The organism is Actinoplanes missouriensis 431 (assembly GCF_000284295.1).
Classification (GTDB): Bacteria; Actinomycetota; Actinomycetes; order Mycobacteriales; family Micromonosporaceae; genus Actinoplanes; species Actinoplanes missouriensis.
In genome coordinates this window covers 5773346-5797872 of sequence record NC_017093.1, presented here as the reverse complement: position 1 = coordinate 5797872, position 24527 = coordinate 5773346, and the positions used below count along the sequence as shown (strand labels likewise).

Sequence of the window (24527 nt, the reverse complement as noted above, 5' to 3'; positions counted from 1 at the left end):
GACGCCGCCCGCTACGAAGGAGACGTTTCCATGAGGCACACGACCCGACGACTGCTCACCGGCGCCGCGCTGGTGCTCGCCGCCGGGACCGGGCTCGGCATGGCGCCCGGCGCCGCGTACGCGGGCGGGCTCCCGGCGACCGTCGACGTGAGCAGCACCCTGAAGACCCGGTCGGCACCGAGCACCGCCGCGACGATCGTCGGAACGGTCAAGGACGGCGCGAAGATCTCGGTTGCCTGCGCGGTGAACGGGACGACCGTACGCGGGAAGGTCCGCACCACCAAGGTGTGGGACAGGCTGACCAGCGGCGCCTACATCTCGCACAGCTACGTGCGGACCAGCGCCAAGATCCCGGCGTGCCCGCCGTCGGCTCAAAAGCCGAAGACGCCGAAGACGCCGAAGACCGTCACCGGCACGGTCCGCACCACCGACGGCCCGGTGAACACCCGCAGCGGCCCCTTCACCTCGTACGCCACGGCCGGCATGCTGGCCAACAACACCGTCGTGCAGCTGGTCTGCTCCGCGCAGGGCACCCAGGTCACCGGGACGGTCCGGACCACCGCGCAGTGGGACAGGCTGTCCGACGGGCGGTACATCTCGCATGCGTACATGCTGTCCGGAACGCTGACGGCGTGCCCGGACGCGCCCGCTCCGATCCTGACGCCCGCCGAGTTCATCGCGGCCGCGGCGCCCGGCGCGCAGCAGGGCTGGCGCGACTACGGCGTGCCGCCGTCGGTGACCATCGCGCAGTCGATCCTGGAGTCCGGCTGGGGCCGCAGCGGCCTGTCGTCGGCCGACAAGAACTTCTTCGGGATCAAGTGCCAGAACGGCGCGTACGGCCCGCACGCCACCGGCTGCCACGTCTACACGACGACCGAGTGCACCAAGGCCGGCAAGTGCTTCCAGACCGCCGACGCGTTCCGCACCTACAGCACGATGGCCCGCTCGTTCCGCGACCACGGCCACTTCCTGAAGGTCAACAAGCGGTACACCCCGGCGTTCGCCCACACCCGGAACGCCGACAAGTTCATCGAGCAGATCTGGAAGGCCGGGTACGCGACCGACCCGAAGTACGTCGCCAAGGTCACCGGCATCATGAAGACCTACGACCTCTACCGGTACGACACCTGGAAGTAGGCACCGAACCCCGGCCCGCGTCCTACGCTTTTCCTGGTGGGGCGACGTTGGGGTTCAGAACGCCGGGTGGCCGGCCCGCTCCTCGCCACCGGCATGCTGCTCACGGGACTGCTGGTCACCGTGCTGGTGGCGGCCGGGCTCCACGCGGCGCAGCGGGACCGGGCCGAACGCGTGATGGATCAGCGGCACGCGATGGCCCTCGCGGCGGTGCGGACCGAGATCGGGCGGTACCGCCAGCTGCTGGAGGCGCTCGCCGCCGGCGTCGCCACCCAGAACGAGCTCACCTGGGAGGACTTCGACGTCGCCAGCGCGCCGCTGGAGGACGCCGAGCTGTTCGGCGCGGCGGCGATGGCGTTCGTCGCGCCGGTCCGCACCGCCGACATCGCCACCGCGCAGCGCCTCTGGCGCGCGCGGGGAGCGGACGGGCTCACCCTGCATCCGGAGAGCGGCGGCCCCGAGCACTTCTTCTCGATCTTCGTACGCCCTCTCGCGGACGCCACGGCGACGCCGGGTGGCGTGGACCTTCGCAACGCTCCGGAGCTGATGGACGCCCTCGAGGAGTCGCGCCGCATCCACGCCACCACGGTCTCCGACACGTACGTCCTGCTCCGTGACCGGGACAAGCCGGTCTCCGCCCAGCAGCAGTCGTTCGTCTTCGTGGCCCCGATCTGGACCCGCGCCAACACGCCGGAGTTCCGCGGCTGGATGGTGCTCGGCCTGCGCGGGCGCAACTTCCTCTCCGGTGTGCTGAACACGATCAGCCAGGGCCAGATCTCCGGGGATCTGATCGCCACCGACAGCGACGGATCGCAGGTCACCATCGCCGACTGGTCGGTGCCGGGCGATCCGGACCTGCGGCGCAGCTCCGGGTTCCCGGTCGGCGACCGGACGTGGACGCTCGTCACCCGGGCCGACTACGGGCGGCTGCCGGGCGCCGGCGGCCAGCTTCCGGTCCTCATCCTGGTCGGCGGGCTGGTGCTCACCTCGCTGCTGTCCTGGCTGGTCCACGTGCTGGCCACCGGCCGTGCCCGGGCCCGGCACCAGGTCGCGGTCGCCACCGCGGAGCTGAGCGCGGCCGAGGCGGAGAGCCGCCGCCAGGCCGGGCTGCTCGGCGCGGTGCTGGCCAGCATCAGCGACGGGGTCAGCGTGGTCGACGAGAACGGGAGGAACCTGCTGGAGAACCCGGCCGGCAAGCGGCTGATGGGCACCACCGAGGCGAACGACCATCCGCAGCAGTGGCAGCAGCACTACGGCGCCTTCCGGCCGGACGGGACCACGCCGCTGCCGGTCGAGGAGATGCCGCTGATCCGCGCCCTGAACGGCGAGTCCTCCGACGGCGTGGAGATCGTCATCCGGAACGCCCAGCGGCCCGAAGGGGTGCTGATCAGCGTGGACGGTCGGCCGCTCGACCCGAGCGCCGGTCTGCGCGGCGCGGTCGCCGTGTTCCGGGACATCACCGATCTGCGCCGCTACGAGACGGATCTGCGGGTCTTCGCCGGCGTGGTGGCGCACGACCTGAAGGCGCCGCTGGCGGCGGCTCGCGGGCACGCCGAGCTGGCGCTCGACGAGCTGCCCGCCGACAGCCCGGCCCGGTCCCGCCTGGAACGCATGGTGCAGGCCGCGGACCGGATGGACACCATGATCGAGACGCTGCTCGCGTACACCACGGCCCGCAACGCGCCACTGCGGCTCGCCGCCGTCGACCTCGAGCCGCTGGCCCGCGAGGTGATCGAGGAACGGGCCGGGAATCGGGAGGTGCGCTGGTCGGTCGGATCGCTGCCGTGCGTCCGGGCCGACGCCCGGATGGTCCGGCACGTGCTGGACAACCTGGTGGGCAACGCGATCAAGTACGTCCGTCCCGGCACGGTGCCGCGCGTCGACGTCACCGGTTCCCTCACCCCCGGCCATTGGGTACGGGTGGAGGTCGCCGACGACGGCATCGGCATCCCGGAGGAGGACCGGGCGGAGGTCTTCGAGACGTTCCACCGGACCGAGGAGGCGGCCGGATACGCCGGCACCGGCCTCGGCCTGGCGATCTGCCGCCGCATCGTGGAGCGGCACGGCGGCGAGATCGGTGTCACCGACAACCCGGGCGGGGGGAGTCGTTTCTACTTCACCCTGCCGCACGCCGAGGAGGCGGACATGACCGATACATCTCACCACGACGACGGCGATGACGCCGCCGTGCGCGCGGCTCTGGAGCGGGCTCTCGCCGAACGCGCCGCGATCATCGAGGCCGCGCAGCTGCCCGGCCTCGGACTGGCGCCGCACCCGGCTGAGGAACGCCCGCGGCGCGCCCCGCGCCAGGAGCGCCAGCACCAGGACTGAACGGCAGCGCTCAGGTCGCGCGGTGGTGCTCAGGTCGCTCGGCGGTCCCGGGTTGCGCGGCAGCGCTCAGGTCGCGCGGTGGTGCTCAGGTCGCGCGGTGGTGCTCAGGTCGCGCGGGGTCAGGCCCTCGGGGCGGGATCGAGCAGCCTGGCGATCAGGGCGAGCAGCTGGGCCGGCACGAACGGCTTGAGCAGCGTCGCCGAAGCGCCCGCGGCCTCGGCGGACTCGTCGCCGGGCAGCAGCGACCCGCTGGCCACCACCACCGGGATGTGCCGCAGGTCGTCGTCGGCCCGGATCGCCCGGCACAGGTCGAGGCCGGTCATCCGGGGCATGTCCACGTCGGTGACGACCAGGTCGGGCCGATGCTCGCGGACCGCTTCCAGGGCGGCGGCGCCGTCGGCGGCCGCGACGACCCGGTGACCGGCACGCTCCAGGGACCGTTTGAGCACGTACCGGATGTCCTCGTGATCCTCCGCGACTACGATCACAGCGCGCCTCGTTCCCTGTTCACCCGCGTAGGGGCCGACTTCGTTGTCGGTGGGGATACCGAGCCAGGGCGCGCCGGGAAACGGCGATTTCCACCGCTTCTTGGCGAGTTCCACCTGAACGGTTGATGACCTTCGCTCAGCCCTTCGGTTGGGTGTCCTGGTGGACGCAGAGAACGATCTTGAGCCGGTGAAGCCCCGCCGATTCGCGGGTTTCCGCAAGCTGGCCGGCTGGCAGAAGGCGCTGATCGTTCTGGGGGTGCTGCTGCTCGTGATCGCCGGCGGCCTGACCGGCACCGGCTTCTACCTCTACGAGCGGTACGACAACAAGGTCTCCCGTGAGTCGCTGCTGCCCTCCCGGTCGGCCGAGGACGTCGCCAGGTCCGAGGAGAACTGGGACTCCGGCCCGCTCAACCTGCTGCTGCTCGGCTCCGACTCGCGGGCCGAGGAGCCGGACGAGACCAGCCCGATCGGCGAGCGCTCGGACACCATCATGCTGCTGCACATCTCGAAGAACCGGGACCACGCGACGCTCATGTCGATCCCGCGGGACAGCTACGTGGAGGTGCCGGCCGGCGGCTCGTGGAAGGGCGGCAAGAACAAGATCAACTCTGCGTTCGCCTTCGGCGGGGCGCCGCTCACCGCGGAGACGGTGACGAAGCTGACCGGCATCACGCTGGACGGCGCGATGATCGCCGACTTCGCCAGCATCCGCGAGATGGTCGACGCCGTGAACGGGGTGAACGTCTGCACCTACGCCAAGGTGACGTCGCTGCACACCGGCCGGGTCTGGGAGCCGGGCTGCCACGACATGAACGGCGAGGTGGCCCTCGACTTCGTCCGCCAGCGTTACAGCGTCGAGGGCGGCGACTTCGGCCGGATGCGCAACCAGCAGCTCGTGGTGAAGGCGCTGGTCGCCAAGGTGCAGTCCAGCGGTGCGATGACCAACCCGCTCAAGCTGGACAGCCTGCTCGGCATCGCGGCCGAGGCGCTCACCGTGGACGACCGCCTCGACCTGCGGGACCTGGCCTTCAAGGTCCGCGACCTGCGGCCGGACAACATCGACTACCTGACCGTCCCGGACACCGGCGCGAGCCTGGACACCCCGGCCGGCAGCGCGGTCGAGCTCGACCCGGACCTGTCGGTGTCGCTGTTCAAGGCGGTCGCCGACGACACCGTGCAGCAGTGGCTGGCCGAGAACCCCGGACAGGCGGCGCCGGGCTCCTGAAGGCGGCGTTAATCACCGGGCGTTCGGCACCGGTACCGCCTATTCTTGCCACGCCATGTCGATTTCGCCTGCCACTCCGGCCGTAGCCGAGCTGCGTTCCCGGATCTCCGAGCTCCTTCCCCGCGACGAACACCGCCTTGGGCGCCGGCTGGAGGGGACCAGGCGGATCCGCGACGACGCCGCCCGATCCGGCGCGCTCGCCGAGATCGCCGCCGAGGTGGATCAGGCCCGGCTGCGCCTGGAGGCCCGGATCGCGCGGGTGCCCCGGGTGACGTACCCGGAGGCGCTGCCGGTCAGCGGCCGCAAGGACGACATCGCCGCGGCGATCCGCGACCACCAGGTCGTGGTGGTGGCCGGTGAGACCGGCTCCGGCAAGACCACGCAGATCCCCAAGATCTGCCTGGAGCTGGGCCGGGGCCTGCGCGGGCAGATCGGCCACACCCAGCCGCGCCGGATCGCGGCGCGCACCGTGGCCGAGCGGATCGCCGAGGAGCTGGACCGGCCGCTCGGCGCCACCGTCGGTTACAAGGTGCGGTTCACCGACCAGGTGAGCGACGACACCATGATCAAGGTGATGACCGACGGCATCCTGCTCGCCGAGATCCAGAACGACCGGATGCTGCGCCGCTACGACACGCTCATCATCGACGAGGCGCACGAGCGTAGCCTCAACATCGACTTCATCCTCGGGTACCTGCGGGAGCTGCTCCCGAAGCGCCCCGACCTCAAGCTGATCATCACCTCGGCGACGATCGAGACCGAGCGGTTCGCCGCGCACTTCGCGGACGCCGCGGGGACGCCGGCCCCGGTCATCGAGGTTTCCGGCCGCACCTACCCGGTCGAGGTGCGGTACCGGCCGCTGGTCACCACCCGGCTGATCGGGGACGACGAGGAGATCCGCGAAGAGCCGATCGACCAGATCGACGGCATCGCGGCGGCCGTCGACGAGCTCCCCACCGACGGCGACATCCTGGTCTTCCTCTCCGGCGAGCGCGACATCCGGGACACCGCGGACGCGCTGACCAAGCGGGACCTGCGCAACACCGAGATCGTCCCGCTCTACGGCCGGCTCTCCGCGGCCGAGCAGCACAAGGTCTTCGAGCGGCACACCGGGCGCCGGGTGGTGCTCGCCACCAACGTCGCCGAGACGTCGCTGACCGTTCCCGGCATCCGATACGTGATCGACCCCGGCACCGCCCGGATCAGCCGGTACTCGAACCGGCTCAAGGTGCAGCGGCTGCCGATCGAGCCGGTCTCCCAGGCGTCGGCGAACCAGCGGAAGGGCCGCTGCGGGCGGACCTCCGACGGCATCTGCATCCGGCTCTACTCCGAGGAGGACTTCGAGCAGCGCCCGGAGTTCACCGAGCCGGAGATCCTGCGGACCAACCTGGCCAGCGTCATCCTGCAGATGACCAATCTCGGTCTCGGTGACCTCGCCAAGTTCCCGTTCATCGACCCGCCGGACCGGCGCAACATCACCGACGGCGTGAAACTCCTCGAGGAGCTCGGCGCCCTCACCGACCGCAAACTCACCCCGCTGGGCCGCCAGCTCGCCCAGCTGCCGGTCGACCCCCGGCTGGCCCGCATGGTGATCGAGGCGGACCGGCAGGAGTGCGTCGCCGAGGTGATGGTGATCGCCGCCGCCCTGTCGATCCAGGATCCGCGTGAGCGCCCGGCCGACAAACAGCAGCAGGCCGACGAGAAACACGCCCGGTTCACCGACAAGGAATCGGACTTCTTCAGCTACCTGAACCTGTGGCGTTATCTGCGCGAGAAACAGCAGGAACTGTCCGGCAATCAGTTCCGGCGGCTCTGTCGCAGCGAATTCCTGAACTATCTGCGGGTCCGGGAATGGCAGGACATCTACGCGCAGCTGAAGCAGGTCACCCGTACCCTCGGATTGTCGGTGAAAGAGGACTGGGAAGCGGGGGTCGCGGCACAGCCGGTGCACACCGCCCTGCTCGCGGGCCTGCTCAGCCATATCGGATTCAAGGATCCGGAGAAACGGGAGTACCTCGGTGCCCGGGGCGCCAAGTTCGCCGTCTTCCCGGGATCGGCGCTGTTCAAGCGGCAGCCGCGCTGGGTGATGTCCGCGGAGCTCGTGGAGACCAGCCGGCTCTGGGGCCGGGTGAACGCGCGGATCGAGCCGGAATGGGCCGAGAAACTCGCTCCGCACCTGGTCAAGCGCACCTATTCGGAACCGCACTGGGACCGCAAGATGGGCGCGGTGATGGCCTTCGAGAAGGTGACCCTCTACGGGTTGCCGATCGTGCCGCGCCGCCGCGTCGGTTACGGAAAAGTGGATCCGGTCGTCTCCCGGGAACTGTTCATCAGGCACGCCCTGGTCGAGGGCGACTGGGAGACCCACCACAAGTTCTACGCCGAGAACAACCGGCTGCTGAAACAGATCACCGAGATCGAGAATCGCGCCCGGCGGCGGGACATCGCGGTCGACGACGAGACGGTCTACGCGCTGTACGACGCGCGTATCCCGGCCGACGTGGTGTCGTCGCGCCATTTCGACGGCTGGTGGAAGAAGGCGCGGCGGGACGATCCCGATCTGCTGACGTTCACCCGCGAGGACGTCGTCAACGCGGGCCGGGACACCGTCGACCCGAACGCGTTCCCGGACGCCTGGCTGGCCGGCGGGGTGAAACTCCCGCTGCACTACGAGTTCAATCCCGACTCGCACGCCGACGGCGTCACGGTGAAGGTGCCGCTCGACCTGATCAACAAGATCGACGCCGACGACTTCGGCTGGTCGGTGCCGGGCTTCCGCAAGGACGTCGTGATCGCGCTGATCCGGGCGCTGCCCAAGCAGCTGCGCACGTCGTTCGTCCCGGTGCCGGACTGGGCCGAAGCGGTCCTCGACCGGGTGCCGGCCCGGCGCGGCCCGCTGCCCGACGCGATCGGCGCCGAGCTGCGCCGGCTCAGCGGGACCGTGGTGCCCGCCGACGCGTGGCGCCCCGACCAGGTGCCCGAGCACCTGCGGATGAACTTCCGGGTGGTGAACGAGGCCGGCGAGGTGGTCGCCGAGGGCCGTGACGTCGACGTGCTGCGCCGGCAACTCGCCCCCAAGGTGCAGGCCACCATCTCCCGGGCGGCCGGCAACCTGGAACGCCGCGGCATCACCACGAACGACTTCGGCGCGCTGCCCCGCAAGGTCGCGCAGACCCGCGGCGGGTACGAGGTGAACGTCTGGCCGGCGCTCGTCGACGAGGGCACCTCGATCGCCGTGAAGGTTTTCGAGACCGAGCCGGAACAGCGCGTCGCGATGATCGCCGGCACCCGCCGCCTGCTGCTGCTCACGCTGCCCCCGGCCGCGAAGTACCTGGGCGGCCGGCTCGACAACAAGGCGAAGCTGGAGCTGTCCCGCGCCAACCCGTACCGGTCGATCGCGGATCTGCTCGACGACTGCGCGGGCGCCGCCGTCGACCGGCTGGTCGCCGACAACGGCGGCCCGGTCTGGTCGTCGGTCGAGTTCGCGTCGCTGCGCGACCACGTCCGGCAGGACCTGGTCGACGCGGTCGCCAACGTGGTGACCCAGGTGCAGGCGGTGCTGGCCACCGCGTACGACGTCGAGCAGCGGGTGCGCACGCTGCGCGACCCGGCCCTGCTGCCCGCGCTCGCCGACATCCGGCAGCAGCTCAAGGGCCTGGTGCATCCGGGGTTCGTGACCGAGACCGGGTGGCGGCAGCTGCACCACATGCCGCGGTACCTGCGGGGCATCGTCTACCGGCTGGACCGGCTCGGCGGCGGGCTCGGGCGGGACCGGCAGCTGACCACGCAGATCCACGAGATCGAGTCGGAGTACCGCGAGCTGCGGGCCGAGGCGCATCCGGGTGGACCGGCCGAGGAGGGGCTGCGCGAGATCCGCTGGATGATCGAGGAGCTGCGGATCAACTACTTCGCGCAGACGCTCGGCACCGCGTACCCGATATCGGACAAACGGATCTACAAGGCGATGGACGCGCTGCCTCTCTAGCAGGGTCGGTGCGCACCGGGTGCGGTTCGGTTACCCACCTGTCCTTGCTGGTCACGGGGCCCTAGTGTCCTCCGCATGACGAACGAGAACCTCGCTGTCGCCCCGCTCGCCGCCGCTGTCGCCGTCCGCCCGGCCGGTGTCCACCTCGACGAGATGATGGCCCGGATCGGTGTCGACGGCCTTGCCGCCGCGTTCGCCTCGCCTGCCCTGCTGGCCCGGGTCGACCAGCACGCCGCCGCGGTCCGCGACGCCCTCGCCGGCGCCGACCGGGAGGTGGACGCGGAGGGGCTGGCCGCGTACGCCCGGTCGATCGCGGCCGGCGTCGCCCGGATGGGCCGGACCCTGCCGGCGCCGGGGGAGGCCCCGGTCACCGCCGCCGCGTGGCTGGACGCGGAGTGGTCGCTGCTGCGGCTGCTCGGCGTCTGCCTGATCGCGGTCGAGGCCGCAGTGCTCTGACCCCCGAACGGTCGACTTCACCGGGGTGTTATGCCGTATTCCGGTGGGAATGAGCGATCTTTTTCTGCATGAGGATCCTCAACTACTCGATTCTGGCCCTGCTGGCCGTGCCGGCTTCCGTCGCGGCCCTCGCCGCCCCGGCCGCGGTCGCCGCGCCGGGTGAGGTGCCCCCGGCCGGCCTGGTGGCCCGGTACAACTTCGACGGCGGCGCCACCGGCGGCCGGGTCTCCGACCTGTCCGGGCGTGGCGGCCCGCTGACCGTGCGCGGCGCCAACAACGGGCTCGTCGCGTTCACCACGATCGGCGCGGGACGGGTCGCCTCGTTCCCGGGCACCTGCGCGGCCACGTCCCCCACCTGCCCGAAGGCGCTCCTCGAGGCCGCCGACGACGCCGACCTCGACCCGGGGGCCCGTAACTTCAAGTGGGCGGCCAGCGTGCGGATCACGCAGGCCCAGCTCAGCGGCAACGCCAACGTCATGCAGAAGGGCGTCGCCAGCTCGGCTAGCCAGTGGAAGATGCAGATCAGCGGCAAGGCCGGCCGGGCGCAGTGCGTGATGGTGGCGCAGGGCACCGGGCAGAAGTTCACCGCGACGTCGGCGCGGCCGGTCGCGGACGGCAACTGGCACCGCGTTGTGTGTGAGCGGTCCGGGACCGCGCTGAGCGTGTCGGTGGACGGCGCGGCGGGCACTCGGGTGACGGTGCCGTCGACCCTCGCCGTGGACAACGCGATGCCGCTGCGGATCGGCGGGCCGAACCTGCAGAACGGCGGCGACATGTACCACGGCCAGATCGACGACGTGTACGTCCAGCTGGGCTGAGCGTGCGGCGGCCCGCCCGTTTGGATGGCGTGAGCGGCGGCCCGCCCGTTTGGATGGCGTGAGCGGCGACCCGCCCGTTTGGATGGCGTGAGCGGCGACCCGCCCGGGTCCGGCACGGCGTCCGGCGCGGGGTCCGGCACGGAAAAGGCGAAGGCAGCCGAGGCCGCCTTCGCCTTTTTGTTCGCGTGTTTCCTAGCTGCGCCGGAAGGCGTAGCTGCGGCCACCGGACGCGCCGGCGGCACGGCCGGCGCGGTCCCGGCCGGACCTGTCGCGGGCGGCCTGACGCGGATCCCGGGCGCCGTGGTGCGCGATCTCCGCGGCGGAGTGGTCCTCCCCGGCGGCAGTCGTCGTCCGCTGCACCGCGGCGGCGATCTCCGCGTGGGCTAGCTCATCGACATTCATCGATACAGAAAAGGGCTTTGCAGGCATGAAGCGGCTCCTGGAGAAAGAAGAGAAGACGTCAAGCCGCAGTCGGCAACGCTGTGGCCGGCCGGGGCTCCGGACTTCAGGCAGCCCGCGCACACAGAGGGCGCGACAGGGGCTGACCGGTTCTCATCACAGCATGCGCCGACGGTAATCCGCCCGGCCGCGCCGCCGCAATCGATTTATCGCGGGAGGCCCGCCACCGCGGAATCGATCATCTTGATCGCCATCGGGAAGTCCACGAGCTGGTCCCGGACCAGCCGCAACCCGACCCGCAACGCGCCCGGCGGGACACCCCGGCTGGAGAGCACCTCGGCCGTCCACTCCACGAAGTCCGTGAAGATCGCCTCGTCGCCGACGTAGAGGGCGGCGGCCAGGAAGTCCGCGATGTGGCCGATGTCCTCGGCGGTGGCGTCGATCTGGGCCTGGTCGTAGTGGTGGGCCTCCGGGTAGACCGCCGGCAGCCGGTCCATCGCGCAGGTGATCAGCTGAGGGCGGGAGCGGACCAGATGGGTGTACTCCTCGTCACCGAGGAACGTGCCCGGGTGATCCGCGACGTACGGCGGCGGCCAGTCGTCGGCCAGTCGGGCCACCGCCTCCTCCCCGGTGGCGGCCCACGCGTCCGCGCCGAGCAGTCGCGCGTACCGCCCGTCCGGACCGAAGCCCCGGCCCCCGGCGATCACCGGGATCCCGGCGGCGCGGCACGCGGTGATCGCGGCGTGCGCGCGGGGCAGCCGGGTCGGGATCATGCAGCTCAGCGCGACCGCGTCCGGCCCGGTCTGGTGCAGGTGGGTGATCAGATGACGGCCGGGGACGCTGGCGCCGAGGAAGTCGACCCGCCAGCCGTCGAGGCGCAGCATCTCGGCGAGCATCCGGGCGGGCAGCCCGTGCCACTCGCCGTCCACGCAGGCCAGGGTGATCCGGCCGCGGGTCGCCGGCACGGCGGTGCGGGCGCCGACGGCGGCCAGCACCCGCTCGCTCACCGCCGTCGCGGCGTGCTCCCGCGCCACGCCCCACTCGTTGGACGCCCAGAGCTCGCCGACCCGCCGCTGAGCCGCGCCGATCAGATCGCTGATCACCTGCTGGGCGGGCATGCCGGAGTCCAGCAGCGCGGCGGCGACGTCGATGGCGCCCTGCTCGTCGCCGTCGCCGATCAGCTCCAGGTAGTGGTCGAGCGCCACGTGCACGGCGACCCCGCTCATGACCGGGCCCGGCTGCGCCGGTCGCCGCGCCGCGCGGAGACCAGGTACGGCGACGCGTTCGGCGCCCCGCCGCCCCGCAGGCTCAGCGGTGGCCGGGTGTGCGCGCGGACGGCCATGATCGCGATGTCGTCGCTGGGCCCGCCGTGCAGCCAGTCGGAGACCAGCTGGCGCAGCCGCTCCACCACCACCGCGCCGGGCATGCCGAGGCAACCGGCGAGCTGCCGGTGCAGCCGCTCCTCGCCGAACTGCTCGTCGCCGCTCGGACCGCCGCGCGCCTCGGTGAGGCCGTCGCTGTAGAGCAGGCACAGCTCGCCCGGCGAGAGCTCGACCGTGGCCGGGGTGACGACCGTTTCCGGGAGGACGCCGATCAGCGTCCCCCTGGTGGGCACGACGTCGACCGTACCGTCGGTGCGCAGGACCAGCGGCGGAGGGTGACCGCCGCTCGCCAGCCGGAGCCGCACCCGGCCGTGCTCGACCCGCTGGACCGAGCCGACCACCAGCGTGACGAAACGGGAGCGGCGCCCGGACTGCAGCAGCGCCTGGTTGAGCACGGTCAGCATCGACTCGGGGGCGACGTCGACCAGCCGCAGCGCGCGCAGCGTCTGGCGCACCTTGCCGGTCAGCACCGCGGCCTCCGGGCCGGTGCCGCAGACGTCGCCGAGCGCGATCACGGTGTCGCTGCCACCGGGCGTCGGTCCGAGCACGTCGTAGAAGTCGCCGCCGACCCGCAGCGAGTCACGGGCGGCCTGGTAGGAGGCGGCCAGCTCGAAGCCCTCGGGCTGGGGCAGCTCCGGCGGCAGCAGGTCGGCCTGCAGGACCGCGGTGGTGTCGACCTGCTCCTGGTAGAGCATGGCGGCGGCGAGCGCGGCGCCGGCCCGTGCCGCGAAGACCCGGGCGAGCAACTCGTCGCCGGCGTCGAACGCGCTCTGCGGCCCCAGCCGGGCCAGGATCAGCGCGCCGGCCGTCTCGGCGTTGCCGGGCAGCGGCGTGACCAGCAGCGCGCCGACCGGCCCCAGGTCGGCCGGGAAGAGCCAGCCGGGCGTCTGGCCGGGGTCGAGCCAGCGGCTCGGGATCGGCGGGAACCCGTCGAGCGCCTCGGAGAGGCCGGGCACCTCGGTGAGCATCCGGGCGGCGAGCGTGCCCTCCTCGGGCGCGTGGCCGGGGGAGAGGCGGATCCAGGAGCACTGCCCGCCGGTCCCGCCGGGCATGACCACGATCGCGGCGTCGGCCAGGTGGGTCACCGCCAGCTCCGCCGTGGTCCGCGCACACCGCCGCACGTGCAGTGACGCGGAGAGCCGCTGTCCCGCCTCGGCGAGGAACGCCGACCGGGCCCGCTCCACCTCCAGCGCCGCCGCGTGCTCGGTCTCCTCGGTGTGGTCGCGCAGGAACCAGGCGTCGTGGCCGTCGTCCAGCCGGCGCCGCATCCCGTACACATGACGGCCGCCGGCCGTGGTGCGGAACGAGTCGCCGGTGAACGGGACGGCCTGCCCCGGCGTGAGCTCCGGTGCCAGGTCGCGGGCCGCGGCGTTGGCGAACAGCACGATGCCGTCCGCGGCGGTGCAGAGCACCACGCCCTCGGTCGTGGCCTCCAGGGCCGCCCGGATCAGAACCGGGGCCGGAATCTGCAGCGATTCACCGGTCCCGGCCGGCGTGAGCGCTGACATCCATCCCTCCCGTCTCTCCCCGTTGAGCCTCGCAGTATCGACTCCAGCCTACGTGCTTCCCGGCTCAGTCCTTCAGGTCGACCACGATCGGGGCATGGTCGGAAGGTCCCTTGCCCTTGCGCGCATCCCGGTCCACCAGGGCATCCTCGACGCGCCCGGCGACGTCGGCGCTCGCGTAGACGAGGTCGATCCGCATGCCTTTGTTCTGATGAAACATACCGGCGCGGTAGTCCCAGTAGGTGAACGGGTGATCACCCTTGAGGGCCCGCGCCGGCACGTCGGTGAGCCCCAGCTCCCGCAACCGCGCCAGGGCGGCCCGTTCCGGCGCTGTCACGTGGGTCGAGCCGGCGAAGACCCCGATGTCCCAGACGTCCGCGTCGGTCGGCGCAACGTTGTAGTCGCCGGCCACCACGACCGGCCCGGCCGCCAGGTCCGGCACGAGCGCTTGGCGCAGCGCGGCCAGCCACTCCAGCTTGTACGCGTAGTGCGGGTCGTCCGGGGTGCGCCCGTTCGGCACGTACACCGAGGTGAACCGGATGCCGCCGCAGACCGCGCTGATCGCCCGGGCCTCGGCCACGCCCCCGAACTGCGGCTCGCCGTCGAACCCGCGGCGCACACCGTCCAGCCCGATCCGGGAGAGCAGGGCGACGCCGTTCCATCGGCCCTGCCCGTACGCCGCGGTCTCGTACCCCAGTTCGGCGACCTCGCCGGCCGGGAACCCGTCGCCGGCGACCTTGGTCTCCTGGAGGCAGACGACGTCCGGGGCGGTGGTGCCGAGCCAGTCGAGCAGGCGGGGAAGGCGGGCCTTGACCGAGTTCACGTTCCAGGTGGCGAAGCGCATCCACCCAGCCTGCCCTATTCCAGGGTCCGTCCGCGCGTCGCGGTGAACAGAGCGGCGGCGAGCCCGGCCATCAGCACGAGCAGCAGCACAGCGAGCATGTCCCCTCCCCGGCGACCGAAGCATGTGCCCGGAAGATCGGCAGTGACCTGGCGCACATCAGATTTCCGCAGGCGAATAATGCCGGAGTTGCCCGCACGGCACCAGTCCTCCTGACAGGTTTGTCATCGGAAGAGGCATCTGCCGACGACGGGGGAGATCATGGAAGTGCGCGTGTTGCCGGAGTTACCGGCGGAGATGTCCGACGAGGCCTGGGACTTCTACCGGGACACCTTCGCCGACCTCGCGGTTCTCGCGGTCAACCGGCACCTGATGTACCGCGGCGAGTTCGACGCCCTGATGGCCGACAAGCGCGCCGACAAGTACGTGGCGGTCGACGCCGACGGCGGCATCGTCGGGCTGGGCGTGATGACCAACGAGCTGGACGCGGTCTCGCTGATCTCGCCGGACTACTTCGAGTACCACTGGCCGGACCTGTTCGAGCAGCGCCGGCTCTTCTACGTGGTCTTCGTCGGCGCCAAGGCGGGCGCCCGGGGCACCGGGGTCTTCATCAGCCTGCTGCGGTCGATGTACGGCGCGATCGGCGCGGTCGACGGCAAGGTTTTCGTCGACATCTGCGCCTTCAACGAGGAGCGCAACTCGCTGCCCCGGATGATCTCGATGATCCTGGGCCGGGTCGCCGGGCGGGCCCAGCCGACCCGCCTGGACTCCCAGTCGTTCTGGATGTACGAGTTCCCGCCGCCCGGCACCCCGGTCCGCCCGGAGCGCCGCAGCGGCTTCCGCGAGCGCGGCAACCTGCCGGAACGCCGCGGCGGGCGGGGCTAGGAGGCCCTCACTCCGTCCGGCGGTGGCGGCCGTACAGGGCCGCCATGGCCGGCATCTCCGGTGTGGCGACCGCGGCGTGGTGCCAGCGCTCGGCGAACTCGGCGGCCGGCACCGCCGCGCCCCAGAGCCAGCCCTGGCCGTTGACCACGCCGATCGCGTAGAGGGCCTCGCGCTGCAGCGGGGTCTCCACGCCCTCGGCGATCACGCTGAGGCCGAGCGCGTGGCTCATCGCCACCACGGCCCGGACGATCTCGTCGTCCTCCACGTTGGCGCCCAGACCGATCACGAACGAGCGGTCGATCTTGACGCCGGTGACCGGGAAGCGGCGCAGGTAGCCGAGCGCCGAGAAGCCGGTGCCGAAGTCGTCGATGAGCAGCTTGACGCCGAGCTCGCGCAGCTCGAACAGCACCCGCGCGGTGACGCTGGAGCCGTCCACCATCACCGACTCGGTCATCTCCAGGGCGACGCAGTGCGCCGGCACTCCGTACCGGAGCATCTCGCCGGAGACGATGAGCGGCAGCTCCGGCTCGCTGAGCTGGCGCGGCGACACGTTGATGGAGAGGTAGAAGTCCTCGCCGACCACGCCCTCGGACCGCCACACGCCGAGCTGGCGCAGCGCCTCCTGGCGTACCCAGGTGCCGATGCTGCCGATCAGGCCGGCGTCCTCGGCGATCGGGATGAACGTCATCGGCGGGATCGCGCCGCGCTCCGGGTGCTCCCAGCGGACCAGCGCCTCGGCGCCGACCGGGACGCCGGTCTCCAGCCGGACCAGCGGCTGGTAGTGCACGCGCAGCTGGTCCTCGGCGAGCGCCTGTCGCAGCGCCACCTCCAGCTCGATCCGCTCCCGGACCTGGTCGTGCATCGAGGTGTCGAAGATGGAGGAGCGGCCCGGCCCCTCGCTCTTCGCGCGGTACATCGCGGTGTCCGCGTCGCGCATCAGCGCCTCGGCGGTGACCGCGGCGCGGGCGGCGTCCCCGGCGGCGTGCGAGATGCCGATCGACGCGCTGATCACCACCTCGGTGTCGCGAACCGGGAACGGCCGGGCGAAGCAGCCGCGGATGTCGTCGACCAGGTGCAGGGCGCCGCCCTTCTCACCGACGTAGGCGAGCAGGAACTCGTCGCCGCCGACCCGGGCCACCGGGACCCCGGCCGCCACCGCGGCCCGGAGCCGCCGGCCGACCTCGATGACCAGCTGGTCGCCGGTGTCGTGCCCCCAGGAGTCGTTGACCCACTTGAAGCCGTCCAGGTCGAGCATGTAGACCCAGACCCGGTCGTGGCCCTCCGGGTCGACGACGGTGACCAGGCGCTCGATCTCGGCCGAGATGGAGACCCGGTTCGGCAGCGAGGTGAGCGGGTCGTGGCTGGCCTGGTGCTCGGAGCGCAGCTGGGCCGCGACCTGGGCCTCCACCGCGGAGGTGGCCCGGAACAGCAGCAGCCCGAAGACGGCCGCCCCGATCACGGCGACCAGGATCCGCGCCTCCGGGTCGCGGGTCCGGTTGGTCAGCAGCATCACCGACGGCAGCAGCAGGGCGGGCGCCAGCATGGTGAGGCGCTGCCAGCCCCACTCCTGGACCGGCGCCTTCGCGGCCCGGCTCAGCTCGACCACCGAGGGGTGCAGGGCGGCGACGCCGAGCGCGGTGTAGGCGATCAGGAACGGCACGTTGAACAGCGGCGAGGCGTAGATCTGCCCGCTCACCCCGACGATCGCGTACGCGGCGTCGCCGACGAACATCCCCAGCATCGTGACCGTGATCGCGACCAGGCTGAACGGCCACGTCTTCGCGGTGAAGGTCAGGTTGATGATCAGCAGCAGGATCATCACGTCGAAGAGCGGATAGGTCCCCTGGATCACCGAGAGCACGGCGGACCGGTCGGTGATCGCCGCGGCGGGCAGGGCCAGGAGCAGCGTCGTGGTCATGCCGACCGAGAGCGTGACGATCAGGCCGTCCAGCACGGCGTGCCGGTCGACGCTCTGCCGCTGGCGCAGCAGCATCGCCAGGAAGATGCCGAGCAGCACGTATCCGCTGAAGCTGAAGACGTCGGCGAGCAGCGGCCACGGCATGTGCCATTCGGTGACCGTGGGCCGGATCAGCACCCCGATCAGGAAGGTGATCGCGGCCGTGCCCATCAGCAGCCAGGCGATGCGCGGCTCGGCGCCCCAGCGGCGCGGGCCGAAGAAGCAGGCCGCGAGGCTCCCGATGCCGAGCAGGATGAAGCTGAGGACGCTGATCAGCGTGTCGGGGAAGAGCGCGTAGAGCGCCGTGGCGAGGATGCCGAAGGCGGCCATCACCTGCCAGAGCCGCCGGACGATCAGGGGCGGGAGTGCGGGTTGCACCGGGCATTCCTCCCGAAGAGCACCGGGCGTTCCTCCCGAAGACCAATGTTGGGATCAACGGTAGCAATCCGGGCTATTCGCCAACCAAGGTTTGCTGAACTGCCGGCGGCTCCGGAGACGGTGCCGGAGCCTTCGCCCGGAGACCGTGCGCGAAGACCACCGGGCAGCCGCCGCGGCGCAGCACCTCGCCGGCGACCGCGCCGATCCGCCGGGCGCCACCCGCGCCGCGCGGGGCGAGCACCAGCAGCCCGGCCCGGCGGGTGGCCCGGACCAGGGCGGCCCCGGGCGGGCCGATCAGAACCCGCCGCTGCTCCGCGGGCACCGCCGCGAGCAGCCGGTCGGCCCGCTCCCGCAGCCCGAGCGCGCCGACCACGTGCACCACCCGCAGCGGACAGCCGCGCAGCTCCGCCTCCTCGATCGCGAACCGCAGCCCCAGCAGGGAGAACTCCGAGCCGTCGACGGCCGCGACCACCGGCCCGGTCGGCGGCCGGTGCCCGCGGGCCAGGGCCACCGGGCACCAGGAGCGCGTGACCAGGTCACGCACCACCGAGCCGGCGCCCAGTCGGTCCAGCCCGTCACCGCCGGCCACCAGCAGGCGGGCGGCGCGGCTCTGCGTGATCAGCACGCGTCCGGGTGGTCCATCCAGCAGTTGTCCCCGCGCGTCGAGGCCGGGTGTGGAACGCTTGGCGAAAGCGACCGCCTCCTCGACGAAGCGGGAGGCGGCGCCACGAGCCGAGGCGTAACCGCCGCCCGGATCGGCCCAGGTGAAAGCATGGACGACCTTCAGCAGGCACCCGCGGGAGACGGCCTCCCGCGCGGCCAGCCGGACCGCGGCGCGACCGGACGCGGTGCCGTCGACGCCTACCACGACAGGATCTGGCATCGGTCCTCCCGTAACAAAGCCGCAATATACCGACCATTGTCTATGGTGCAACGACCCATACGTACTGGTGACCAATGCCTCAACAGATGGCTACCTGATGACCCATTCAGGTTGAGGGTTTACGGTGAACGGCAAAATCTTTGGGACATCTGCCGGTGAAGTGAGGGAAATACATGACGGATGTCAAGCTCGACCACCCTGGTGGCCAGCTGTCGATGTCGGTACGCGAGGCCGTCGACGGGCCGGGCGGCATCGACGTCAGTGCTCTGCTTAAGGAGACCGGCTACGTCACTCTCGACCAGGGGTTCGTGAACACGGCGTCGACCACGTCGAAGATCACGTACATCGACGGTGACCAGGGCATCCTGCGGTACCGGGGTTACCCGATCGAACAGCTGGCGGAGAAGTCCACCTTCCTCGAGGTGTCCTACCTGCTGATGAACGGCGAGCTCCCGAGCGCCGCCGAGCTGCGCGACTTCGCGGACAAGATTCGCGTGCACACGCTCCTGCAGGAGGAGATGCGCACGTTCTTCTCCAGCTTCCCGCGGGACGCGCACCCGATGTCGGTGCTCTCCTCGGCGGTCACCGCGCTCTCGACCTTCTACCAGGACTCGCTCGACCCGCTCGATTCCGAGCAGGTTGATATCTCCGCAATCCGCCTGATGGCGAAACTTCCGACGATTGCGGCGTACGCCTACAAGAAGTCGATCGGCCACCCGCTGCCGTACCCGGACAACTCGCTGGACTACGTCGAGAACTTCCTGCGGCTCACCTTCGGCCTCCCCACGCTGCCCTACGACGTGGACCCGAAGGTCGCCAAGATCCTCGACATGCTCTTCATCCTGCACGCCGACCACGAGCAGAACTGCTCCACGTCGTCGGTGCGGCTGGTCGGCTCCGCGCAGGCGAACCTGTTCGCTTCCGTCTCGGCCGGCATCAACGCGCTCTCCGGCCCGCTGCACGGCGGGGCGAACGCGGCGGTGCTGGAGATGCTGGAGCAGATCCGCAAGGACGGTGGAGACGTCAACTCGTTCGTCACGCGAGTGAAGAACAAGGAAAAAGGCGTCAAGCTGATGGGCTTCGGCCACCGGGTCTACAAGAACTACGACCCGCGCGCCGCGATCGTGAAGAAGGCCGCCCAGGAGGTCCTGGCCACCCTCGACACGCCGGACCCGCTGCTGGAGATCGCGTTCAAGCTCGAGGAGATCGCTCTCTCCGACGAGTACTTCATCTCCCGCAAGCTCTACCCGAACGTCGACTTCTACACCGGCCTGATCTACAAGGCCATGGGCTTCCCCACCAAGATGTTCACGGTGCTGTTCGCGATCGGCCGCCTGCCCGGCTGGATCGCCCAGTGGCGCGAGATGATGGTGGACCCGGCCAACAAGATCGGCCGTCCGCGGCAGATCTACACCGGCTCCCCGGTCCGCGACTTCGTCCCGCTCGACAAGCGCTGACCCACCGAGCGACAACGCCCTGCCGGTCCCTTCCGGCAGGGCGTTTCTCCTTCCCGGTACGCGTTCGGGCTCCCCGCACGCCGACGGTCCCCGGCAGGCCGCGCGGCCGTCTGCCCGCTCCCGGCCGTCCGGCGTCTTTCGCTACGGCCGCGTGGTCACCCCGCGACCGCCCGCCGGGTCAGGCGCCGACCGCCTTCTCCGTGCCCGGCAGCGGCTCCGGCGCGAGCCGGTCCAGCTCGGCCACCACGTCGAGCACGGCCAGGGCCGACTCCTCCACGAGCGGACGCAGCCGCCGGTAGAGCTCCGCGTCCTCCGGCTCCGGCCGGGTGTGCCGGCTGATCGGGACCAGAGCGGCCGCCTCGGCCAGGTCGGGGAACTCGCCGAGGGCGTGCCGGGCCAGCAGGCAGGCCCCGAGCGCGGTGCCCTCCGGGGTGTCCGCGACCGCGACCGGCAGATCGAGCGCCGAGGCCAGCACGCTCACCCACAGCTCGGACGCGGCCGCCCCGCCGGTGGCCCGGATCTCGGTGACCGGGTACCCCTCCGCCTCGAACGAGTCCCGCACCAGCGCGAGCTGCTGGCACACCCCCTCCACGGCGGCGCGGACCAGATGCGGGCGCTTGTGCTCGCGGCGCAGCCCCAGGTACGCGCCGCGCAGACCGGGACGCCACCACGGCGCCCGCTCACCCAGCAGGTAGGGCAGGCAGAGCAGGCCCTCGCTGCCGGCCCGGACCCCGGCCGCCTCCTCCAGCAGCGCCGCGTCCCGTTCGTCGGCGTCCTCGCCCTCGGCGCCCGGCCGCTCGAACCCGGCCGCGAAACTCTCGCCGGCCCACCGGACCACCGAGCCGGCGTTGTTCACCGCGCCGCCGATCACCCAGCGGTCCTCGGTGAGCGCGTAGCAGAACAGCCGGCCCGCCTCGTCGCTGGCCGGCCGGTCGACGACCGTGCGCAGCGCGCCGCTGGTGCCGAGCGAGACGGCCGCGATCCCGGCCGGGGTTGCGCCCACGCCGAGGTTGGCGAGCGGACCGTCGGCGGCCCCGATGATCAGCGGAACGGCCTCGTCGAGCCCGGCCGCCCGCGCCACCTCGGGCCGCAGCCGCAGCCGGGTCGTCGTCGGCACCACCTCGGCGAGCTGCTCCGCGCGCACCCCGGCGATCCCGAGCGCCTCGTCGTCCCACTTGCGCGAGTGGATGTCGTAGAGGCCGGTGCCGGAGGCGAGCGACAGGTCCACCTGGAACGGCCCGCCGGTGAGCGCCGCGACGATCAGCTCCTTCACCCCGCCCCACCGGGGCGTGCCCCGCAGGGTGTCCGGGTCGGTCGCCTCCCACCAGGCCAGTTTGGTCAGTGGCGACATCGGGTGCACCGGGGTGCCGGTGCGCGCCTGCAGGACCTTGGCCCGCCCGGCCGCGACGATCTGCTCGCACTGCCCGGCCGAGCGCCCGTCCGCCCAGGTGATCAGCGGGCCCAGCGGCTCGCCGTCCGCGGACATCGGCACGAGCGCGTGCAGGAACGCGCTGAGTCCGATCGCGATCACCCGGTCGCCGTTTTCCCGGCACGCGGCGGCGACGTCGGTGAGCGCCTTCACCGCGGCGTCGACCAGCTGCGCCGGGTCGAGCTCGGCGCGACCCGGCCCGGGCACCGACAGCGGGTAGTGCACGCTGGTCAGCGCGCGTATCTCCCCGCGCGGCCCGGCGGCGACGCCCTTGGTGGCGGTGGTACCGGTGTCGATGCCGATCACAACGTCCATGCGTGGCCTCCCTCGTCCTGCCCTTCGCCTTACCCGGCGGACATCCTTTCGTACCGGCCCGGCGCGCCGCTCGTCATCGCCCCGGTGACCGCTGCCCGCGGGGCCGCCCGGGACGCCGGAGCGATCGTTGTCACCGGTGCTCGCGTTGACGCGTACCCCGCCGGTGAGAAAGAGTGACCGGCGAGCGGTAGCGGAGGAACCCGGTGCGAATCCGGGACGGTCCCGCCACTGTGACCGGGGAGCGACCCGCAGCACAGCCACGGCTTCGACAGGGGCCGGAAGGCGCGGTGATCGCCGATCCGGGAGTCAGGAGACTCCGGCCGCTCGTTCGTGGCTGACGTGCGGGCGTGGACACCCGCGCAGAAGGGGACCCTCGTGACAACTCCCTACCCGTTCTCGGCCGTCGTCGGCCTCGATGACCTGCGCCTCGCGCTGCTGCTGACAGCGGTCTCACCCGCCGTCGGCGGCGTGCTGGTGCGCGGCGAGAAGGGCACCGCGAAGAGCACCGTCGTGCGTGCGCTGGCCGGCCTGCTGCCGGGCATCGCGACGGTACGCGGCTGCCGGTTCGCCTGTGACCCGGACGCCCCGGATCCGGGCTGCCCGGACGGCCCGCACCCGATCGGCGGCCCCGCCGACGCCCGCCCGGCCCGGCTCGTCGAGCTGCCGGTCGGCGCCACCGAGGACCGCGTGGTGGGCACGCTGGACCTGCAGCGGGCGCTCAGCGACGGGGTGAAGGCGTACGAGCCGGGCCTGCTCGCCGCCGCCCACCGGGGCGTGCTCTACGTCGACGAGGTGAACCTGCTCCCGGACCACCTGGTCGACCTGCTGCTGGACGCCGCCGCGATGGGCCGCGCGCACGTCGAGCGCGACGGCGTGTCGGTGAAGCACGCGGCACGGTTCCTGCTGGTCGGCACGATGAACCCGGAGGAGGGTGAGCCGCGCCCGCAGCTGGTCGACCGCTTCGGCCTGGTCGTCACCGTGGCGGCGCCCCGCGACGCGGCGCAGCGGGCCGAGGTGGTGCGCCGCAGGCTGGCCTACGAGGCCGGCCCGGACGGGTTCGCCGCCCGGTTCGCCGAGGCCGAGCGGGAGTACGCGGCCCGCATCGCCGCCGCCCGCGCCCAGCTCCCCGGCGTGCGGCTCCCCGACACGGAGCTGGACCGGATCGCCCGGGTCTGCCTCGCTTACGGGGTGGACGGCATGCGCGCCGACATCGTGGTGGCCCGCTGCGCCGTCGCCCTGGCCGCCTGGCACGGCCGCGACCGGGTGACCGCCGACGACGTCCGCGACGCTGCCCGGCTGGCCCTGCCGCACCGGCGGCGCACCGATCCGCTCGACCCGCCGGGCACCGACGAGGAGAAGCTCGAACAGGCCCTGGCCGAGGCCGAGCAGGAGGCCCTCCGTGAGGCCGAGGCCGAGCGTCAGGCGGCGGAGTCGTCCGCCGGTGAGGCTTCCGGGCCGGCCGATGACGACGGCGACGACCCGGACGGCGACGGCCCACCCAGCGGCGGTGGCGGTGGCGGACCGGAGGGCCCGCGGGACGGCGGCGGTCCGGCGAGCGGCTCCGGGGCGGCGGCGGACGGCTCCGGGGCGGCGGCGGACGGCTCCGGGCAGGCAGGGGACGACTCAGGGCAGCAGGAGCAGGCCGCGCAGGGGGACAAAGCGGGCGCGGCGGCGACCGCTGGGCCGGCCTACCGAACGCGGACACTGCGCATCTCGGCCCGGGGTGAGGGTGGTCATGCCGGGCGGCGCTCTCCGGCCTACGCCCGTCGCGGGCGGGTGGTCGGCAGCCGTACCCCGATCGGCAAGCTCGCCGGCGCCCCGCACCTTCCGGCGACGCTCCGTGCCGCCCTGGACCGAGCCGGCGCGGAGGCGGCCTCCCGGGCGCCCTCCGACTTCTCCGAAATGTCGGGAAAGCGGGTCCGGGTGGCGCCTCGGGATCTGCGGGAGTCGGTGCACGTGGGGCGGGAGGCGAACCTCGTGCTCTTCGTCGTGGACGCGTCCGGATCGATGGCGGCCCGGAAGCGGATGACGCTCGTGAAGACGGCGGTGCTGTCGTTGCTGCGGGACGCCTACCAGCGGCGGGACCGGATCGGGATGATCACGTTTCGGGGCGCGGACGCGGAGGTGGTGCTGCCGCCCACGTCCAGCCATGAGGTCGGCGTGATGCGGCTGGCGGCGCTACGGACCGGTGGGCGGACCCCGATCGCGGCCGGGTTGCGCGCCGCGGCGGCGACCATCGCGACCGAACGCCGCCGTGATCCGCGCCGGCGGCCGTTGCTGGTGTTTGTCACGGACGGGCGGGCCACCAGCGGCCCGGATCCGCTGCGGCTCGCGCCGATGCTGAACGGGGTCGCGACCGTGGTCGTCGACTGCGAGTCCGGTCCGATCCGTCTCGGTCTTGCGGGACGGCTTGCCACGGCGCTGAAGGCCGAGCTGATGCCGCTCGAACGGTTGCAGGCAGCGGTCGTGCCCGGCTCCGCGGCGGCGCCCGCCCCGGCGGACCGCGCGTATCGCCGGGCGGCCTGAACCCCGCACGCAGGCGGGGAGCGGCACGCGGGAAGCGGGACCACTGACGGTGGGTGAGGGGAGCGAGCCGGCCCGCGCCGGGTCGCCGGGTTGTCGGGGACGGCTTGGGGTGGCGGGACGGCGTCGCCCGTAC

17 protein-coding genes and 1 riboswitch are annotated in these 24527 nt (G+C 72.1%); of the genes, 9 read left to right on the top strand and 8 right to left on the bottom strand.

Translation table 11 applies throughout. The features are described 5' to 3' along the window. The first annotated feature begins 30 nt into the window (after positions 1 to 30). Both gsmA and AMIS_RS26780 read left to right on the top strand, forming a co-directional pair. Positions 31 to 1137, top strand: coding sequence for a sporangiospore maturation cell wall hydrolase GsmA (gsmA, locus tag AMIS_RS26785; protein ID WP_014445555.1), 1107 nt, complete (start codon positions 31 to 33; stop codon positions 1135 to 1137). Between the two features lie 36 nt (positions 1138 to 1173). Next, the gene (locus AMIS_RS26780) at positions 1174 to 3465 is read left to right on the top strand and encodes an ATP-binding protein (RefSeq protein ID WP_231859095.1); all 2292 of its coding nucleotides are present in this window, start codon (positions 1174 to 1176) and stop codon (positions 3463 to 3465) included. Positions 3466 to 3584: 119 nt separating this feature from the next. Here the strand turns inward: AMIS_RS26780 and AMIS_RS26775 are convergent, their stop codons facing one another. Next, entirely contained in the window at positions 3585 to 3953 is a 369-nt protein-coding gene (locus AMIS_RS26775) for a response regulator (protein WP_041830086.1), read from the bottom strand. A 160-nt stretch (positions 3954 to 4113) separates the two neighbouring features. On the opposite strand from AMIS_RS26775, the gene AMIS_RS26770 reads away from it, so the two are divergent. The 4 genes from AMIS_RS26770 (at position 4114) to AMIS_RS26755 (ending at position 10437) form a co-directional block, all read left to right on the top strand. Continuing rightward, positions 4114 to 5178, top strand: coding sequence for an LCP family protein (locus AMIS_RS26770; protein WP_014445552.1), 1065 nt, complete (start codon positions 4114 to 4116; stop codon positions 5176 to 5178). 55 nt (positions 5179 to 5233) lie between these two features. Next, entirely contained in the window at positions 5234 to 9163 is a 3930-nt protein-coding gene (gene hrpA / locus AMIS_RS26765) for an ATP-dependent RNA helicase HrpA (RefSeq protein ID WP_014445551.1), read from the top strand. A gap of 75 nt (positions 9164 to 9238) precedes the next feature. Beyond that, the gene (locus AMIS_RS26760) at positions 9239 to 9619 is read left to right on the top strand and encodes a DUF6401 family natural product biosynthesis protein (RefSeq protein ID WP_014445550.1); all 381 of its coding nucleotides are present in this window, start codon (positions 9239 to 9241) and stop codon (positions 9617 to 9619) included. A gap of 68 nt (positions 9620 to 9687) precedes the next feature. Further along, entirely contained in the window at positions 9688 to 10437 is a 750-nt protein-coding gene (locus tag AMIS_RS26755) for a LamG-like jellyroll fold domain-containing protein (RefSeq protein ID WP_014445549.1), read from the top strand. A 192-nt stretch (positions 10438 to 10629) separates the two neighbouring features. Here the strand turns inward: AMIS_RS26755 and AMIS_RS26750 are convergent, their stop codons facing one another. The 4 genes from AMIS_RS26750 to AMIS_RS26735 all read right to left on the bottom strand — a co-directional run bounded on the left by AMIS_RS26750 (position 10630) and on the right by AMIS_RS26735 (position 14567). Beyond that, positions 10630 to 10839 (bottom strand): hypothetical protein, encoded by a 210-nt coding sequence (locus AMIS_RS26750; RefSeq protein ID WP_231859094.1) that lies wholly within the window; start codon positions 10837 to 10839, stop codon positions 10630 to 10632. Positions 10840 to 11042: 203 nt separating this feature from the next. Beyond that, a complete protein-coding gene (locus AMIS_RS26745) occupies positions 11043 to 12062 on the bottom strand; it encodes a cobalamin B12-binding domain-containing protein (RefSeq protein WP_014445547.1) in 1020 nt (339 codons plus the stop codon). Beyond that, a complete protein-coding gene (locus AMIS_RS26740) occupies positions 12059 to 13726 on the bottom strand; it encodes a PP2C family protein-serine/threonine phosphatase (RefSeq protein WP_014445546.1) in 1668 nt (555 codons plus the stop codon). Before AMIS_RS26740 ends, AMIS_RS26745 begins: the two co-directional genes overlap by 4 nt. A 64-nt stretch (positions 13727 to 13790) precedes the next feature. Beyond that, positions 13791 to 14567, bottom strand: coding sequence for an exodeoxyribonuclease III (locus AMIS_RS26735; RefSeq protein WP_014445545.1), 777 nt, complete (start codon positions 14565 to 14567; stop codon positions 13791 to 13793). Positions 14568 to 14825: 258 nt separating this feature from the next. Between AMIS_RS26735 and AMIS_RS26730 the strand changes: the two genes are divergently transcribed. Continuing rightward, on the top strand, positions 14826 to 15449 hold the full coding sequence (locus tag AMIS_RS26730) for a hypothetical protein (RefSeq protein ID WP_014445544.1): 624 nt from the start codon (positions 14826 to 14828) through the stop codon (positions 15447 to 15449). Positions 15450 to 15456: 7 nt separating this feature from the next. Here the strand turns inward: AMIS_RS26730 and AMIS_RS26725 are convergent, their stop codons facing one another. Further along, the gene (locus tag AMIS_RS26725; protein WP_014445543.1) at positions 15457 to 17784 is read right to left on the bottom strand and encodes a putative bifunctional diguanylate cyclase/phosphodiesterase; all 2328 of its coding nucleotides are present in this window, start codon (positions 17782 to 17784) and stop codon (positions 15457 to 15459) included. Between the two features lie 73 nt (positions 17785 to 17857). After that, positions 17858 to 18667 (bottom strand): universal stress protein, encoded by an 810-nt coding sequence (locus AMIS_RS26720; RefSeq protein ID WP_014445542.1) that lies wholly within the window; start codon positions 18665 to 18667, stop codon positions 17858 to 17860. A 173-nt stretch (positions 18668 to 18840) separates the two neighbouring features. Here AMIS_RS26720 and AMIS_RS26715 point away from each other — a divergent pair, with 173 nt between their 5' ends. Beyond that, positions 18841 to 20124, top strand: a complete 1284-nt coding sequence (locus AMIS_RS26715) for a citrate synthase (RefSeq protein ID WP_014445541.1) — start codon at positions 18841 to 18843, stop codon at positions 20122 to 20124. Between the two features lie 178 nt (positions 20125 to 20302). Here AMIS_RS26715 and AMIS_RS26710 read toward each other — a convergent pair whose 3' ends face one another. Continuing rightward, positions 20303 to 21868 carry a gluconokinase gene (locus AMIS_RS26710; protein WP_014445540.1) on the bottom strand — a complete coding sequence of 522 codons (1566 nt, stop codon included), beginning with the start codon at positions 21866 to 21868 and terminating at the stop codon, positions 20303 to 20305. Between the two features lie 168 nt (positions 21869 to 22036). Next, positions 22037 to 22207, top strand: a riboswitch (cobalamin riboswitch). 36 nt (positions 22208 to 22243) lie between these two features. On the opposite strand from AMIS_RS26710, the gene AMIS_RS26705 reads away from it, so the two are divergent. After that, positions 22244 to 24394: a VWA domain-containing protein gene (locus AMIS_RS26705; protein ID WP_014445539.1), complete on the top strand. Its 2151-nt coding sequence runs from the start codon at positions 22244 to 22246 to the stop codon at positions 24392 to 24394. The last annotated feature ends 133 nt before the right edge of the window (positions 24395 to 24527 follow it).